General features: G+C 39.0%; 16 protein-coding genes. 11 read left to right on the forward strand and 5 right to left on the reverse strand.

The window, feature by feature from the left end; all coding sequences use genetic code 11:
• Positions 1-166 precede the first annotated feature (166 nt).
• Positions 167-559 carry an exodeoxyribonuclease VII large subunit gene (locus HVN35_00265; protein NYB50993.1) on the forward strand — a complete coding sequence of 131 codons (393 nt, stop codon included), beginning with the start codon at positions 167-169 and terminating at the stop codon, positions 557-559.
• Between the two features lie 90 nt (positions 560-649).
• On the opposite strand, the gene HVN35_00270 is transcribed toward HVN35_00265, so the two are convergent.
• Positions 650-1654 carry a UPF0104 family protein gene (locus HVN35_00270; protein ID NYB50994.1) on the reverse strand — a complete coding sequence of 335 codons (1005 nt, stop codon included), beginning with the start codon at positions 1652-1654 and terminating at the stop codon, positions 650-652.
• 3 nt (positions 1655-1657) lie between these two features.
• Positions 1658-2335 (reverse strand): glycosyltransferase family 2 protein, encoded by a 678-nt coding sequence (locus HVN35_00275; GenBank protein ID NYB50995.1) that lies wholly within the window; start codon positions 2333-2335, stop codon positions 1658-1660.
• Positions 2336-2450: 115 nt separating this feature from the next.
• On the opposite strand from HVN35_00275, the gene HVN35_00280 reads away from it, so the two are divergent.
• Both HVN35_00280 and glmM read left to right on the forward strand, forming a co-directional pair.
• Positions 2451-3905 carry a glycosyltransferase family 39 protein gene (locus HVN35_00280; protein NYB50996.1) on the forward strand — a complete coding sequence of 485 codons (1455 nt, stop codon included), beginning with the start codon at positions 2451-2453 and terminating at the stop codon, positions 3903-3905.
• Between the two features lie 278 nt (positions 3906-4183).
• The gene (gene glmM / locus HVN35_00285) at positions 4184-5533 is read left to right on the forward strand and encodes a phosphoglucosamine mutase (protein NYB50997.1); all 1350 of its coding nucleotides are present in this window, start codon (positions 4184-4186) and stop codon (positions 5531-5533) included.
• Between the two features lie 52 nt (positions 5534-5585).
• Here the strand turns inward: glmM and HVN35_00290 are convergent, their stop codons facing one another.
• Positions 5586-5759 (reverse strand): hypothetical protein, encoded by a 174-nt coding sequence (locus tag HVN35_00290; protein NYB50998.1) that lies wholly within the window; start codon positions 5757-5759, stop codon positions 5586-5588.
• Between the two features lie 345 nt (positions 5760-6104).
• Between HVN35_00290 and afpA the strand changes: the two genes are divergently transcribed.
• Positions 6105-6677, forward strand: coding sequence for an archaeoflavoprotein AfpA (gene afpA / locus HVN35_00295; protein ID NYB50999.1), 573 nt, complete (start codon positions 6105-6107; stop codon positions 6675-6677).
• Here afpA and HVN35_00300 read toward each other — a convergent pair.
• Positions 6674-6997 carry a hypothetical protein gene (locus HVN35_00300; GenBank protein ID NYB51000.1) on the reverse strand — a complete coding sequence of 108 codons (324 nt, stop codon included), beginning with the start codon at positions 6995-6997 and terminating at the stop codon, positions 6674-6676. The genes afpA and HVN35_00300 overlap by 4 nt on opposite strands.
• A gap of 457 nt (positions 6998-7454) precedes the next feature.
• Here HVN35_00300 and HVN35_00305 point away from each other — a divergent pair, with 457 nt between their 5' ends.
• Together HVN35_00305 and HVN35_00310 are read left to right on the forward strand one after the other, a co-directional pair.
• The gene (locus HVN35_00305; GenBank protein NYB51001.1) at positions 7455-7754 is read left to right on the forward strand and encodes a hypothetical protein; all 300 of its coding nucleotides are present in this window, start codon (positions 7455-7457) and stop codon (positions 7752-7754) included.
• A 428-nt stretch (positions 7755-8182) separates the two neighbouring features.
• Positions 8183-10027, forward strand: coding sequence for a hypothetical protein (locus HVN35_00310; GenBank protein ID NYB51002.1), 1845 nt, complete (start codon positions 8183-8185; stop codon positions 10025-10027).
• A gap of 147 nt (positions 10028-10174) precedes the next feature.
• On the opposite strand, the gene HVN35_00315 is transcribed toward HVN35_00310, so the two are convergent.
• Entirely contained in the window at positions 10175-10663 is a 489-nt protein-coding gene (locus HVN35_00315) for an adenosine-specific kinase (GenBank protein NYB51003.1), read from the reverse strand.
• A gap of 359 nt (positions 10664-11022) precedes the next feature.
• Between HVN35_00315 and HVN35_00320 the strand changes: the two genes are divergently transcribed.
• The 5 genes from HVN35_00320 (at position 11023) to HVN35_00340 (ending at position 16405) form a co-directional block, all read left to right on the forward strand.
• Positions 11023-11577, forward strand: a complete 555-nt coding sequence (locus HVN35_00320; GenBank protein NYB51004.1) for a helix-turn-helix transcriptional regulator — start codon at positions 11023-11025, stop codon at positions 11575-11577.
• Positions 11578-11697: 120 nt separating this feature from the next.
• Positions 11698-13365, forward strand: a complete 1668-nt coding sequence (locus tag HVN35_00325; GenBank protein ID NYB51005.1) for an AMP-binding protein — start codon at positions 11698-11700, stop codon at positions 13363-13365.
• 180 nt (positions 13366-13545) lie between these two features.
• Complete coding sequence (locus HVN35_00330) at positions 13546-13863, forward strand: 4Fe-4S dicluster domain-containing protein (GenBank protein ID NYB51006.1); 318 nt, start codon at positions 13546-13548, stop codon at positions 13861-13863.
• Positions 13860-14918 carry a 3-methyl-2-oxobutanoate dehydrogenase subunit VorB gene (locus HVN35_00335; protein ID NYB51007.1) on the forward strand — a complete coding sequence of 353 codons (1059 nt, stop codon included), beginning with the start codon at positions 13860-13862 and terminating at the stop codon, positions 14916-14918. The genes HVN35_00330 and HVN35_00335 overlap by 4 nt, the downstream gene beginning before the upstream one ends.
• 26 nt (positions 14919-14944) lie before the next feature.
• A complete protein-coding gene (locus HVN35_00340) occupies positions 14945-16405 on the forward strand; it encodes a 2-oxoacid:acceptor oxidoreductase family protein (GenBank protein ID NYB51008.1) in 1461 nt (486 codons plus the stop codon).
• Positions 16406-16627 lie beyond the last annotated feature (222 nt).

Consider the following 16627-nt stretch of genomic DNA (forward strand, 5'->3'; position numbering starts at 1 on the left):
AATTACTTATTTAACAGGGTAATTCCTGTTTAAATGATGCTTATATTTTATTCCATTATCGAATTCAATTATTTTTTTTGAAAGCTAGTTTCTACCCTATTTTACCCTTTATAAGAACAACTAAAATATTATTAACTATTGCAGTTATAGTATTATTGGTGGTATTATGGAAGATAGTAAGATCTTTAAACTGGCATTATTTACAGCAATTTTGGGATTGGTGGGTATGATTGTTTCTGCAAATTATATAACTCCTCAAAAAGTCCAAATCAAAGATTTGAATCGAGGAATGCTTGATAAAGAAGTTTCAGTTGAAGGATTGGTTACAGGAGTGAGCCAATCACAGAAGGGTGGAACATATTTCCTGGAGTTAATGGATGGAACAGGGAAGATGAAGTTGGTGATATTTGAGAGTGCAGCCTCTGAAATTCAGAAAACCAGTATAAATATTCAAAACTTCGATCATCGCCGTATAAGTGTTGTGGGGAGAGTTACAGAGTATCAGGGTAATCTGGAAGTTATCCTAAAGGATGCCAGTTCCCTGAAGATTTTAGCATAATCTATTTTGGCATAAGAAGAGATGCCGTTGCCTATAGGTAAGATTAGAGGTAAACTGTTTAGGTTTAAATTTGGTAAAAAAAATTTCATGTTATCTACCAGACCTTTTAAGTCCGATAGTGTATCCTTTGATTTCATCAAGAATGTCATGGGCATAATAAGCGGAGAAAATAATCCCCAGAACAGTAGTAAGCCAGAAGGAAGCTAGGCGGTCCACCATGGCTATGCTTCCACCCAATGCACTTGGAACTCCGAAAAGCACGAAAAGACCGGTGAGGGAAAGTTCAATAGAACCAATACCTCCAGGCAGGGCAGACACGATTCCAATGATATTGGCCAGGAGGAAGATGATTATAATGGCTGCAAAACCAATTTCAACATCGAAAGCCATGAAAACCACGTAAAGACGGGCACATTCAAAAATCCATGACGCTGCGGTTAATATGAAAACAATAGAAAGATTCTTAAAACTGCTGAATGATTGGGTGTACTCAATCATGCCCCGTAATCCCTGGGTGAACTTATGATAGAAGTTTTCCACCACTTCTTCACTAATAGGTAAGAATCTGATAATGGAATGAAAACGGTTATAAATCCATAAACTGGTATCCTCCCTCCAGTTAATAAGGTAGATGAGTATTAAAAGTCCAATGGAAGCTAAACCTCCTAATATAGCTATTAATCTAACTTTGGGAAGAAGAAATGCGCAGGTGATCAGTAGAACTGCCACAATAAATCCGTCAAAGAATCTTTCGGTTAACCCTGCAGACAAACCCTCAGAAAGGGTTATTTCATTGATTTTTTTACCGGCAACTGCGGTTAAAACCTCCCCACCGCTGCGCATAGGGGTGAAATTACCTGCAAAAAGTCCAATGATCTTGACAATAAAGTTCTTCTTAAACTCCCAGGGTTGATTGATAATATAACCCCATCTTAGAGACCTTACCCACACCACAAAAAGATGTATGAAAACTGCCAGTAATATCAGCCAGGGATTGGCAGATTTTATAACCTCCCACATTTGCTGGGGGCCAATCCAGATGACCAGGAGCACCAGTAAAAGGATGCTCACCAGGAAAACATAGTACCTTTTCAAGTTTTAGATCCTCCGGAGTAGTTTACGCACCAGAAGGCGCAGTGTGAACATAATATAATGCACAACATGACGGAATCGAACATAAGACTTTTCATTACCATAAGTACACTCAATGGGCTTTTCCCCAACAGCTAAGTTGTTTTCAGATGCTTTACACAGAACTTCTGATTCATAAACATAGTCATTATAGTTTATATCAACAAAAAATGCTGCTGCTTTTTTAGATATTACTCTAAATCCGCATTGGCTGTCAGTGATATGATAACCTGTCACGAATCTTATCAGACGGGTGGTTATTCCATTGGAAAGCCGGCGTTGCCAGGGCATGTTTTTAGGTGGAATATCCATGAAACGTGATCCTATAATCACATCTTTTCCAACCATCCCCTCCACCAAGCGAGGTATACAGCGAGGGTCGTGCTGACCATCACCATCAATAATTACAATCATATCATAATCATTTCTAATAGCATATCTGAGTCCAGTTTTGATTGCTGCACCTTTTCCACGATTTTTTTCATGTTTAATAACTCTAGCATTGCCTTTTTTTGCCAGAGTTGCGGTTTTATCTTCAGATCCATCATCTACAACCAAGACGTGGGAGTACTTTTTAACACCATCCACAACTTTTTGTATGGTTTTTTCTTCATTATAAGCGGGAATAATAGTTATGATTTTCATTTAAAATTCCTATAATTCATTAATATGAAATATGGTAAAGTTAGCAATAGTATCAGCAATAGTATAATGTTATAATTTAAATAGGTTTCATTTCATATAAAACATGGTGTTTTAAATGAACTACTCCCTCCTTACCCAAAAAAGGCATTTTTTATTATTAATCCCAGCTTTAGCTGCTTTAATCATAGCATTAATTCCTACTTTGAAGTACCAGTGGCCTTTAAGTTGGGATATATATTATCATGTGCATATAAGCAAGCTTTATTTGGCTCAGGGATTCACCTTCTGGGACTCCTTAACCTACGCACCCTACGGAAGGCCCATATTCTATCCACCCCTCTTCCATTATCTCCTGGCACTTATTTCCATAATTTTCCATGGGGATCTATTCCAAGTTTCCCGATATCTGCAGCCTGTTTTCGCATTTCTATTGGTTTTATCATTTACTTGTGTGGCCAAAGAGTTCTACAATCTGAAAATAGGAATTTTAGTTGGATTTTTTTTGTTTTTCACTTCAGTGTTCCACAGGGCCATGTTACCCATACCTGAAACCATGGCTTTAATATTCTTTCCCCTGGCAGTTTACCTTTACTACAGGGCCTTAGAAGGAAAAGGATCAAAATATGCAGTTATAGCAGGTATTATCAGCGGATTAATGATGTTAACTCATAATCTCACCGCATTAATTATGCTGGGAGTGGTATTGCTATTCACATTAGCCTTGAAAATACGAAAGGAAAAAGTGGATTATAAGTCTTTATGGATATTTCTAGGTTTCACCCTTCTGGTGGCATCTATCTGGTGGCTTCCTTTAATCATTCAGCATGGATTTGTTTTCAATAATCCTCAAACAATTATAGAGGGGCCTGTTGAGTATTTAATCATATTGGGTAAGACAGTAGGTGTTCCAGGGATAATATTCGCTATTTTATGGTCATTCATCCAATTCAGGAAAAAAAATAGTGATAAAGTTCATGAATTGTACTGTAAAGATGTTTTAATGATTATATGGGTTTTATTCTTATTGGTATTGAGCAACGTCTATTTGCTGGGAGTTTCCATCTTAATTGATCGGATTTTAAACTTTCTAGTCTTTCCGGTGATGGTCATGGCAGCTCTGGGCCTGGAATCCATCAAAGATTTAAATGGTAAAAAACAGGTTTATGATAAATTACACCGGGTTTTAGTTGTTCTTCTTATACTTGGCGCAGTTATATCTGGTTTAAACTATGCTATTTCGGTTAAACCATTGGTAAATGACTCTCAAAGGGATTTAGCCCAATGGTTCGCTGAAAACGGGGATAAAAAGGGGGTAGTAATGTCTTTAACTGAAGGAATCGACCCTGTGATTGTTTCCATTTCAAGACAACCAGTCTCCACAGGAGGCTACCAGCCAGGAATGGTTAAAGTATTGGATCGAGACCTTTACTACAGTGGAACCTACACCAAAGAGGATGTTAGGAGGGATAAAATCAAATACTTTGTAGAGTCATCTCCCATACCTCACCAGAGTTATTTCACCCTGGTTTACCAGAACAAAGATTATAAAGTTTGGAGGGTAGATATCTAGATGTATTGTATTCAAAATATGCTATTCAGACAGGATAAGTAATTATTTAATGATTCAGGAAAATCTTACAGGAAAATAGATTAAAGACAATGTTATTCAAAATATAATTAAATAAAGGATAAATTTTTATAATAAAATTAATCATCGAAGGATTAAGGATTAATTTATAATCAATTGACATTCAAAAAATGATATCAGGCAGTTTAATCTTACGAATGGAATTAATTAATTTTAGAATTCTTTAAAAAATTTCAACGTATCTTACAGGAAGTGTGTTTATGAAAAAGTTATTCGGAACATTTGGGGTTAGAAGAATCGCTAATAAAGAGTTAACACCTGAATTCGCATCAAAACTAGCAGCAGCGTATGGGACACTGGTTAAAGGATGGGTGGCAGTAGGAGGAGATCCCAGAACATCCACCCCCCTCATAAAACATGCAGTAATAGCTGGACTTCTATCATCCGGTTGCCGTGTGGTTGATCTGGGAATATTACCCACACCTGCAGTGCAATACGCAGTCAGAAACTACTATGATGGTGGAGTGATCATCACAGCATCCCATAACCCTCCACAGTACAATGGTATTAAATTCGTGGATGAAGATGGAATAGGCATAGCTGAAGAAATGGAACTTAAAATTGAGGATATGTTCTTCAATGAAAACCCGGACAGAGTTAGCTATGATGAAATTGGTGAAGTCACCACCAATGATGGTCTGGTGGATGAATACATTGAGGAGGTCATCCAGAGGGTGGATCATGATGCCATAAAAGATGCTAATTTGAAGGTCATAGTGGATTGTGGAAGTGGAGCAGCCTGTTCCACCACACCTTATATCCTGCGTAAAATGGGATGTGAGGTTACCACCTTAAACTGCCAGCCAGATGGATTTTTCCCAGGAAGAAACCCGGAACCCACTGAAGACAACCTTCAAGAACTCATAAAAACAGTTAAAGCCACTGGGGCTGATCTGGGAATTGCCCATGATGGTGATGCCGACCGAACCATATGTATTGATGAGCAGGGGAACTTTGTAATGGGGGATAAAACATTCGCCCTGGTAGAAAAACATTTACTCCAGGAAAACCAGGGAGGACTCATAGTAACCACTGTAGCCACCTCCACTGCAATATACGACATTGCTGAAGAGTACGGTGGTGAGGTAACTGCAACCCGCGTGGGAGACCTACTCGTAGCCAGAGAACTGAAAAACAGTGATGGTTTATTTGGGGGAGAAGAAAACGGAGGTCTAATATTCCCTGATTTCGTTTATGGTAGGGATGCAGCCCTTTCAACAGCTAAAATAGTGGAAATCATGGCTTTAACTAAAAAACCACTTTCCCAGCTGGTGGCAGAATTACCAGCCTACCAGTCAGTAAAAATGAAGGTGGAATGTCCTGATAACCGTAAACAGGAGATTATGGATAAAATTGCTCAAGACACACAGGAATATGAAATAGACACCACTGATGGTGTGAAAATATTCAGAGAAGAAGGATGGCTTATTATCCGCCCCTCAGGAACAGAACCAATATTCAGATGCTTTGCAGAGGCTAAAGATGTGAATGATGCTCGGAAAATGGCGGAGTGGGGTATATCCCTGGTAAACAAACATTTAGAAAACTAAAATCGTTTAGAAACTAAAATTTGGAATAATTTACTTCCGTCTTTTCGTATCCTTACTTTTTTTCTATTCTTTTTTGTCCAGGGTCATCAAAATAGAAGCCATAGAACTCAGCACAATAGGCGCATAAAGGGAATTTATCGTATCGATAGCGACTACCATCTTCTTTATTCATGTCAAACTTTTTACCACAAGTGTAGCAGGTCTCTAATTTTTCACTTTTATCCATTTCACTTTTATCTATTTTTTCAGGTTCTTTATGTATATCGGATTCTACGCTGGTATTTTTAAGTTTTTCATTTTCTTCAAGGTTATTTTCCTGTATATTAACACCACCTACTGGCTAATAATAGTATAGGTGCATTTATCGATATTTTTAGTCTAAATTTCTAATAATAATTTTTTATGATATACTTTTTTAAGGGTTTAAATCTAGGATTTATCATCTGGTTGATTCTCAAACCAATGATATTATTTCTAATAGTTCATCATTCTGTTATTTTCAGAGACTGATATAAGTTTTTCAAAAGGTAATGGAAAAATAGATTATGGAATAAGTACAAAAAATATGGTCATGAAGCAAAAAAGAAAAATTGCCTGGGGGATCACGGGAAGTGGTGAGAAACTGGTTGAAACAGTGGAAATTATGCAGCAGATGAGGGATGAGTACCATAAACAATTCGAGATTAGAGTATTCATTTCTAAAGCAGGAGATCAGGTTTTAAAATATTACAACCTCTCAAACACTCTGGAAACAAAATTTGACAAAACCTGGACTGAAATAAATTCCAATGCCCCTTTCTTAGCTGGTCAGATTCAACTGGGAAGATACGAATTTCTCCTGGTGGCTCCGGCAACCTCCAATACTGTGGCTAAAATATCCCTGCGCATAGCTGACACCTTACTAACCAACGCAGCTATCATGGGTCAGAAAACAAACACACCCCTTTATATTATGCCCACAGACTTCAGGGAGGGTATTGTTACCACTAAACTCCCCAATGGTAAAGATCTGGAGTTAACCATAACTCGGGAGGATGCAGAGCACGTGGAAAGGGTTGCGGCAATGGAAAGCACTACTGCATTTGAAAATCCGGAAGAAATTCCAGCCATATTCGAAAAGCACGCACAAATGCTTAAAGATTAAATAAGTTCTCTTCTAAGCTGCAGGGTTGCACTGAATTTCTTAACGGGCATGCCTTCATCAGTATCATCACTGATGGGGGATATACCTCTGAAATAGTGTTCCACTGCACCGGTATGGTCTATGTCCATGGGAATAGTTTCCATGTCATCCAGTCCCTCGAAGAAATGATAAATTTCCATTATTTTTTCTTCAGGGCCTTTGAAATTAACAATTAAGGCTCCTTCTCTTTTATTTTGGAGGGATATGTATTTATCATCCACATCCAAAGAAATGTCCTTCTTTTTACTCCCACTCACTCTATGAAAAACGATATTTGACATATTTTACCCCCAATTTTTTTACCAATTTTTTTTAAATAGGCTTTGTAGGAATCATTTAGTATGATGGGATCACTATTTTAGTATTATAGCGTAATACTGGAGTGATCCCCATGCGTGATTTTAACCTAACGAACTTATAAAATTTACTTACAACCGCGTTTAAAGTGGCTGAAATGACCATACCTACTTATTCGTGCGAAATCTTCAAAGCATAATTTTACACAAAACACCAAATATGGCTTTATATGTTTAATGAAACCTTTGAGGCTGAAATACCGTGAAATTTGTTCAAAATTGTGCAATTAATGCCCCAAATAATACAGGAAACACTTGGCTTAAAAAAGAGATTCCCTCCTTCACCACATTTCAAAAATTCTTCAAGCGTTTCGGATCCCTATTTTCTTCGATTAAAATGCTAAGTTAAACAGTTGAATTATTTGATGTAAATGAACCATGGGTGGCTGTAGATGGAACTGGCCACTCCGAAGACCAAGCCAGCATATATATTACGCTAAAAAAAATCGAAAAAAGAAAAGAAAAAAGGATAAAAAGCTACACTAAAAACCAAATATTAATAGAAACCCAAAAATACACAAGCATATATATTTGCTCAAAAAGTAGCCAGAAGGTCCTAAAAATTGATTCAAAAAGATGTAAATACAACTATATTATGAAAAACAAAAACAATATAGAAAACAATCAGGGATTCAGATTAGAAGAGTATTCGACAGTTAAAAAGAATACACACACCTCTTAAAGGAAGAATACAAAATAGCATCCAAGCATGGCACTGGCCAAAAAAACGGATCAAAAAAAGGTATAATATCGATTAAGCATGCAATCATATAGCATTAAAAAAAAAATGATAGCATCTAAGGAGCATTGTAGAAACAGTGATTTCAGTTTTAAAAAGATTATTTGGAGTTAAAAACAATAGCCGAAGTGATATTTTAAGAAACAAAGAAATCAAACTACTAAATATATGTTATAAACCTACATCGCTACGTGAAACACTTATTGTTCAAATTCTAAAAAGGATTTCTACAGAGAAAAATTTTTTAAAAAATTTTTTTTCCAATTATTCTATGACGAACTGTTCGTAGTTAACTATATTATTATGTGCTAACAATATCATTAATACTAATTAATACTAAATTTTTATCTAACATAAAGGAGGTGAAAAACTTGAAAAAACAAATAATGCTTTTAACAATCACCCTACTTACTGTTCTGATTTCGTTTTCAGCAGTCAATGCAGCAGATACTTATGTAAATGGATCTGTGGCCACTTCTGGAGACGGGAGCTCATGGGCCCAAGCATTTAAGACCCTAAGTGAAGGTTATACTGGTGTGACAGATGGTAATAAGATCAACATAGCACCCGGTATATACTCAGGATCCGGAAATACACCTATTCACATAAATAAAGACATTACAATCCAGGGAGCAGGACAGGATAAAACCATTATCGATTGTGAGAATATTGGAGGAGCATTTACTGTTGCTACTGGTAAAACAGTTACATTCAACGATCTAACCATTAAAAACTCAAATTCATTTGCCGGTTCTATTAACATCAACCAAAATGGTAACATTAACGTCAATAGATGTACTTTCACTGAGAACTCGGGATTAGTGGGCAGTGCTATCTATAATAACTATGGTTATGCTACTTTAACAGACTCTACTTTCACAAGTAACACTGCACAAGGTGGTGGTGGAGCTATCCATAACAATGCAGGTCATTTGACAGTAAACCGTTGTATTTTCACAGATAATATTGCAAATGGTTGTGGTGGAGCTATCTATAACTTTGGTGGTTTCAACGATCAAGGTACTTTAAGCGTCACCGAATCCAGTTTTACGGGTAACACTGCAGGATCAACACAATCAGGTGGTGCTATATACACTTACCATGGTACTTCAACTGTGAGTGGTTCCACATTTACGGGTAACACTGCAGGCTTCGGAGGTGCTATCTCCACTCACCTTGGTACTTCAACTGTGAGTGGTTCCACATTTACGGGTAACACTGCAGGCTCCGGAGGTGCTATCTACAACGAATTACGTGCTTTGACTGTGACCAATAGTAATTTCATCGGCAACAGTGCAAATGGCGACGGTGGAACCATATACAACAGTTATGGTACTTTAATTGTAAGCAGTTCCACATTTACAGGTAACAATGCCGGAACAACACAAGGTGGTGGAGCAGTCTTTAACTGGGGTACTGCTACCATAACTCATAGTATCTTCACAAGTAACACGGCAATGTATGGTGGTGCTATTTATAATCGACCTCAATCTACCTCAGAAGGGACTTTGACCGTCAGTGGTTGTAATATCGCAAGTAACACCGCATCCCAAGGTGGAGCGTTCTATAACTGGGGACCGTTGACTGCTCATTACAACCGAATTATAGGCAACACCGCAACCGACCTCACCGATGGTAGCAATGCAATCCACAATGCATGGTCTGGAGTCATCCAAGGAGAGCATAATTGGTGGGGCTCAGATAAAGATCCTAAAACCATTCCAAACCTAATTGCAGCAACAGATGGTTCTGATGTTAACGTTGATGTTGCTCCATGGCTTGAACTGAATATATACTCTGACCCATCTACTATTTACACTGGACAGAGCTCAAAAATCACTGCCAATGTTTACATGGATTCTGATAATGTGGATCACAGTCAAGACGCAGAAAAATTCTTTAGTGGACCAGAACTTACATTTACCACCAATTTGGGAAATATTGGAAGCAAAACTATCACAGTGCCATGGGCTCTGGGATTAGTCACAACCTTTTTAAGAGGTGACGAAGGACCTGGAATAGCCACATTAACCGCAATGGATGGTTATATAGTTTCCACTACAGTAAAAATTCTACAAGCTCCTAATGTAAGCGCAGCGTCAGCAATATCAAGCAAAACCATAGCCATGCAAAAAACCGGCACACCTATGGCAGGAATAGTTTTAGCCATTCTGATGGTACTGGGTGGAGTTATCAGCACACGAAAAAACCAATAAAAGAGATTTTATCCCACATTTCTTTTTTTTTATTTTGATGAAGTTTTTAGATTTTTTTCAGATAAAAGTTTAGCATAAGGTGGGTTTTTCCATTTAAAAAATATCTATGGTCTTTAAAAATAAAATAAAGCTTTAATGGTTATTTTTCTAGAATTTATAGCCAATATCTCTTAAAAATTTCTTTCTCCAAGTAACATCTTCTTCCGTTTCAATATCTTTAGGTTTGAAACCATCAATTACTCCAATTATGCCTCTTCCCTGTTGGGATTCTACTATTAGAACTTGAACTGGATTGGCAGTTGCACAAAAGAGGTTAACTACTTCTGGAACATTCCGGATACTTTGGGTTAAGTTGATGGGGAATGCATTGCGAAGGAAAATCAGAAAGCTGTGGCCGCAGGCCATCTCTAACATTTTTTCTGCAGCTAACTTTTCCAGTTCCACGTTATTACCAGCAGTTCTCACTTTACAGTCACCTGAAGCCTCTCCAAATGCTAATCCGAACTCTGCTTGGGGCACGGTATTAACAATGGCCTCATAAAGATCTTCAACTGTCTTTATGAAGTGGCTCTGACCCAATATAAGATTACAATCTTCAGGTGCTTCCAATTTAACCGATAAAATATCAAGTTTCATATTAATCACTTTGAATTCCTTTATTTGTCTAAATTTTCTTAAAAATTTGAATAATTTTGTGGACGTTTGGAAATGTTTATTATATTAGGGGGTCATTATTAGTTAGCTTAACTATCGATTGTTTCTCGAGCATTAATGGTGGTAATTTATTTATAGTAGCACAATTTAATTGTCATTAACAATCATTATAAAATGATACAAATCATTACCTCAAAAATTATTATATAGAATTGGAGTCAGATCACATACCTAGAATTAGATTTAAGATCTGATAATCCTGTTTGTTTTATAAACCATGGCTATCCAGCCAAGGGCTTGACTAAAAAAGGTTTAACCATGTTGATTGTGAGGTTTTAGTTATGAAAGAGAAGATGAAGGAAATAGGGCTGCGTATTATGGAGCTTAGAGAGCTTTCAGATATCAGTGTTCAGGATATGGCGAACTACCTTGAAATCCCTCTGCAAACCTATCAGGAATATGAAGAAGGTAAAGCAGACATTCCTGCCAGTATCCTGTTTGAAATCGCTCAAAAGCTGGAAGTAGACATGGGACTGCTTCTTACTGGGGAAGAGACCAGAATGCACATTTTCAGCGTGACCAGAAAGGGGAAAGGAGTTGAAGTGGGCCGTAGAAAACAGTACCAATATGAGAATCTGGCTGAAAAATTCATCCACAAAAAAGCTGAACCCTTTATTGTAACTGTGGAACCCAAAAAAGGTGCTAATAAACCTACAACAAACTCTCATCCGGGACAGGAATTCAACTATATTTTAGAGGGGGTACTGAAAATTTACATCCATGACAATGAGATCATACTCCATGAAGGGGATTCAATCTTCTTTGATTCATCCTATGAACATGCCATGGAAGCCCTGGAAAACAAACCAGCCAAATTCCTGGCCATTGTAATGTAGGACCTATTCATGTGATGGGAACTAATTATAACAGCGAATCAGGATTAAAAAGAAAAAATGCAGTTTAGTTAAAATAAAATTATTAGGTTTTATTTAAAATTAAGTTAATCGGTGATTAATATGTCATCTTTACTGGATAAATTCGTATCAAAAACAGATTTCGAGTCATATCAGGACTTCAGGGATAATTTCCATATAAAAATCCCAGAAAACTTCAACTTTGCCTATGATGTGGTGGATGAATACGCTCGGGAAGACCCGGATAAAGTCGCACTGGTATGGTGCAATGATGAAAAAGATGTAAAGTTCACTTTCAAAGAGTTGAAAGAGTATTCAGATCGAACAGCTAACTTTTTCAAAGATCAGGGTATAGGAAAGGGAGATCGGGTAATGTTAACCCTTAAAAGCCGGTATGAATTCTGGTTCTGTATCCTGGCCCTTCACAAATTAGGAGCCATAACTATCCCTGCCACCCATATGCTGAAAACCAAAGACATAGTCTACCGTATAGAAAATGCAGGGATCAAGATGGTGGTTTGTATAGCTGAAGATGGGGTACCAGATTATTTTGATGAAGCTCAAAAAGAATTAGGTGAGATAAAGCTCATAAAGTCTATTGTGGGGGATGAGGACAGAGATGGCTGGCTGAACTTCCGCAAAGAGATTGCCAGTGCATCACCAGAATTTGAACGTCCAACAGGTGATGATGGAACCAGAAATGATGAAATAGCACTTATATATTTCTCATCAGGAACCACAGGCATGCCAAAAATGATAATGCATGACTTCACCTACCCTTTTGGACATATACTAACAGCTTACTGGCAGAACGTATTCGATAATGGACTTCATTACACTGTAGCGGACACTGGCTGGGCTAAGGCCATGTGGGGTCAGATATATGGGCAATGGATATTAGGCAGTGCAGTATTTGTCTATGACTATGATAGATTTGACGCTGGTAAAATGCTTGAAAAGGCATCGTACCATGGAGTTAATACCTTCTGCGCTCCACCTACCATATACCGCTTCCTCATCAAAGAGGATCTTTCTCAGTACGACTTTTCCACCCTTAAATATGCAGTAACTGCTGGTGAACCATTAAACCCTGAAGTTTACAACAAGTTTAAGGAATTCACCGGACTCAAGTTAATGGAAGGTTTTGGCCAGACAGAGTGCGTGGTTTGTGTGGCTAACTTCCCCTGGATGGAACCCAGGCCCGGATCCATGGGAAAACCATCACCGGGTTATGATATTCAACTCATGAACTCCGAGGGAAAGATATGCGATGTGGGTGAAGAGGGTGAACTGGTAATAAAAACTGCTGATGGAAAACCACCAGGTCTCTTCAGAGGATATTACCGGGAAGAAGAAAGAACTGAGGCAGCCTGGCACGATGGCTACTATCACACAGGTGACACTGCCTGGATGGATGAAGATGGATATTTATGGTTCGTAGGACGTAACGATGATATGATAAAAAGTTCCGGGTATCGTATTGGCCCCTTCGAAGTGGAAAGCGCGGTCATTTCACATCCATCCGTACTGGAATGTGCCATAACTGGGGTTCCGCATCCAGTAAGGGGGCAGGTGGTAAAAGCTACCATTGTACTCACTGCAGATTATGAAGCTTCCCCAGAACTGGCTAAAGAAATACAAAACCATGTTAAACAGGTAACTGCTCCCTACAAATATCCTAGAGTAATAGAATTCGTGGATGAGCTCCCTAAAACCATAAGTGGTAAAATCAGGCGTGTAGAAATCCGGGAAAGGGATGAGAAACAGTAAATTGATAATAGATATTCCAGTCCATGTCAGTCCATGTAATTGTTCATCTATAATTAGAGAAATTAATTAGAGAATTTGAATAATTTAATGAACTGATCTGATAAAAAACCATAATAAACAACCATTGATAAAATTTACTAGGATTCTAAGAGATTAAGAATTAAAGGATGAAGATGGATCATGACGAGTAGGAAGAAAGAACCTTATCCTGTTTTCAACGAACTTGAATGTAAAGCATGCGAAAGATGCGTAATTGCCTGCCGTGAAGGTGTCCTCAAGATGAGTGAAGACATAAATGAACGTGGTTATCACTATCCAGTCTACCAAGGGAAAGGATGTACTGGTTGCGCAGACTGCTACTACACTTGTCCTGAGCCCCTGGCTGTGGAAGTTCACATACCTCGCAAAGTTAAGGGTAAAAGCCAGAGTAAAAATATAGCCGTTGTAAATGAAGATTCATTTGAGAAGGAAGGTCCTGCTGAGGAGGAAGATGGATGACTATTCAGTTAATCAAAGGTAACACTGCCGTGATAATAGGGGCAATGTACGCTGGTTGTGATTGCTTCTTTGGTTATCCCATTACTCCGGCCTCAGAAATTTTACACGAAGCATCCCTTTACTTCCCCAAGGTGGGTAGAAAGTTTGTTCAGGCAGAATCAGAGGAAGCTGCCATTAACATGGTATACGGGGCAGCTGCAGCCGGTCACAGAGTCATAACAGCCTCATCAGGCCCAGGAATCAGCTTAAAACAGGAGGGAATATCTTTCCTGGCAGGAGCAGAACTCCCCTGTGTTATTGTTGATATAATGCGTGCCGGGCCTGGCCTGGGAAACATAGGGCCGGAGCAGGCTGATTACACCCAACTGGTAAAAGGGGGAGGTCATGGAAACTATCGTAACCTAGTACTGGCACCGAATTCCGTGCAGGAAATGTGTGATCTAACCATTAGAGCCTTCCAACTGGCTGAGAAATATCGTAACCCGGCTATAGTACTGGCTGATGGAGTTCTGGGGCAGATGGTTGAAAGACTCCACTTCCCCTCAGAAGCCATTGAACCAGTTTTTAATGAATCATGGGCAGTGCGAGGAAACCATGAAACACGTGGAAATCTGGTAACCAGCATATTCCTAAACTTTGACCAACTGGAAGACTTTAACTACCGTATACAGGATAAATATGAGGAAATACGCAGAAACGAAGTTGATTATGAGGAGTATATGATGGATGATGCGGATATCATCCTGGTGGCTTATGGAATAAGCAGCCGGGTGGCTCGTTCAGCAGTGGATCAGGTGCGAGCAGAGGGAATAAAAGCAGGTTTATTCCGTCCCAAAACATTATTCCCTTTCCCGGAAAAGGAACTGATGAAAATTGCTGAAAGAAGAGATTGTCAGTTTTTATCAGTAGAAATGAGTAACGGACAAATGAGAGAAGATATAATCTTGGCAATTGGATGTTCGCGTCCGGTAGAACTGGTTAACCGAATGGGTGGTAATCTTATAGATCAGAAAAGCATTACCGATAAGATTCATGAAATGGCAGGGGGTAAATGATGGCAGAAGACAAGATAATGGTCCCAATGAAGAATAACTCCCTGGATGAGAAAATCATAAAAAAACCCAGATCCATACTTGATGAATATCCCCGCAAAGGGGGAAGCGCACCAACTGCCACCCATTACTGCCCGGGATGTGGCCACGGAATACTACACAAACTCATTGGGGAGGCCATAGATGATCTGGGAATACAGGACCGCACTGTAATGACCAGTCCAGTGGGCTGTGCCGTGTTTGCCTATTACTACTTTGACTGTGGCCATGTGCAAGTAGCTCATGGAAGAGCCCCAGCAGTGGGAACGGGTCTATCAAGGGCGGAAGATGATGCTGTTGTAATTCTTTACCAGGGGGATGGTGACCTGGCATCAATAGGATTAAACGAAACCATACAGGCTGCAAACCGCGGAGAAAAAATGGCAGTGTTCTTTGTTAACAACACAGTCTATGGTATGACTGGAGGGCAGATGGCACCCACCACCCTGGTGGGAGAAGTCACTGTAACCTGCCAGGGAGGCAGAGACCCCAGGTATGCAGGATATCCCCTGCACATGTCTGAACTATTAAACAACCTGGATGCACCAGTTTTCATTGAAAGAGTTTCTGTCTCTGATCCCAAACACATTCGCAAAGCAAAAATAGCCGTGAAGAAGGCACTGGAAGTTCAGAGGGATGGTAAAGGATATGCATTTGTGGAGGTGCTCTCACCATGCCCCACCAACCTCCGGACAGATGCTAAAGGTTCAGAAGACTTCGTAAACAATGAAATGTGCAAAGAATTCCCATTAAAGAATTTCAGAGACAGAAGAAAAGAGGTTGAACCTCTATGCCGGGATAAAAGTGATTTTTCACAGGAATCTCTGGATAAAATCTTTGAAGTAAGAGAAGACACTTCCTGGGCAGCCAAAGATGATCCCTCATTTGAAAGGAAGGTGGTACGTATAGCTGGTTTCGGAGGTCAGGGAGTATTAAGCATGGGACTCACCCTGGCTCAGGCAGCCTGTAATGATCAGAGGCACGTTTCCTGGTATCCTTCCTACGGACCAGAACAGCGAGGCGGAACCTCGGATTGTACTGTGGTCATTTCAGGAGAAACTATTGGATCACCTGTTCTTCAGACATCAGACATTTTGGTGGCATTAAACAGGCCTTCACTGGAGAAATTCGCCACTCAGGTGAGGGCAAATGGTTTGATCCTGTATGATGAGCGCATGATTCAGTTTAAAGATCCTGAAACTTTAATTCCTGATGGTTTAAAGGCCATTGCTGTGCCAGCTAGAAAAATGGCCAAGGCACATGGAGTGCCAAGGGCAGCTAACACTGTGATGTTAGGGGTTTTGATGGCCATGGGAGTAACCAATTTACCTGAAAAGGTATTCAAAGAGGCAGTGGAACACACTTTCCACAGGAAACCAAACTTAATTCCTGTAAATCTTGAAATACTGGAAGCAGGTGCCCAGTGGGCACGGGAAAACCTTAAATTATAATTTTTTTTCTATTTCTTTATTCTTTTTTTTATCTATTGGGGGGCTGATCTTATGGACAGGAATGATTAAAGTGTTATTTTTAGACTGTTATAAATCTAGAATATATCAATAAACTATCAATAAACTCAAATTTTAAGTGAACCAAAGATCATAAATAAATATGTTATAATTCATTTAGGAGGATTATAGATTACATAAAGGGGATTATAATTATGGGGGTAA

It is taken from the genome of Methanobacteriaceae archaeon (genome assembly GCA_013403005.1).
Taxonomy (GTDB): domain Archaea; phylum Methanobacteriota; class Methanobacteria; order Methanobacteriales; family Methanobacteriaceae; genus Methanobacterium.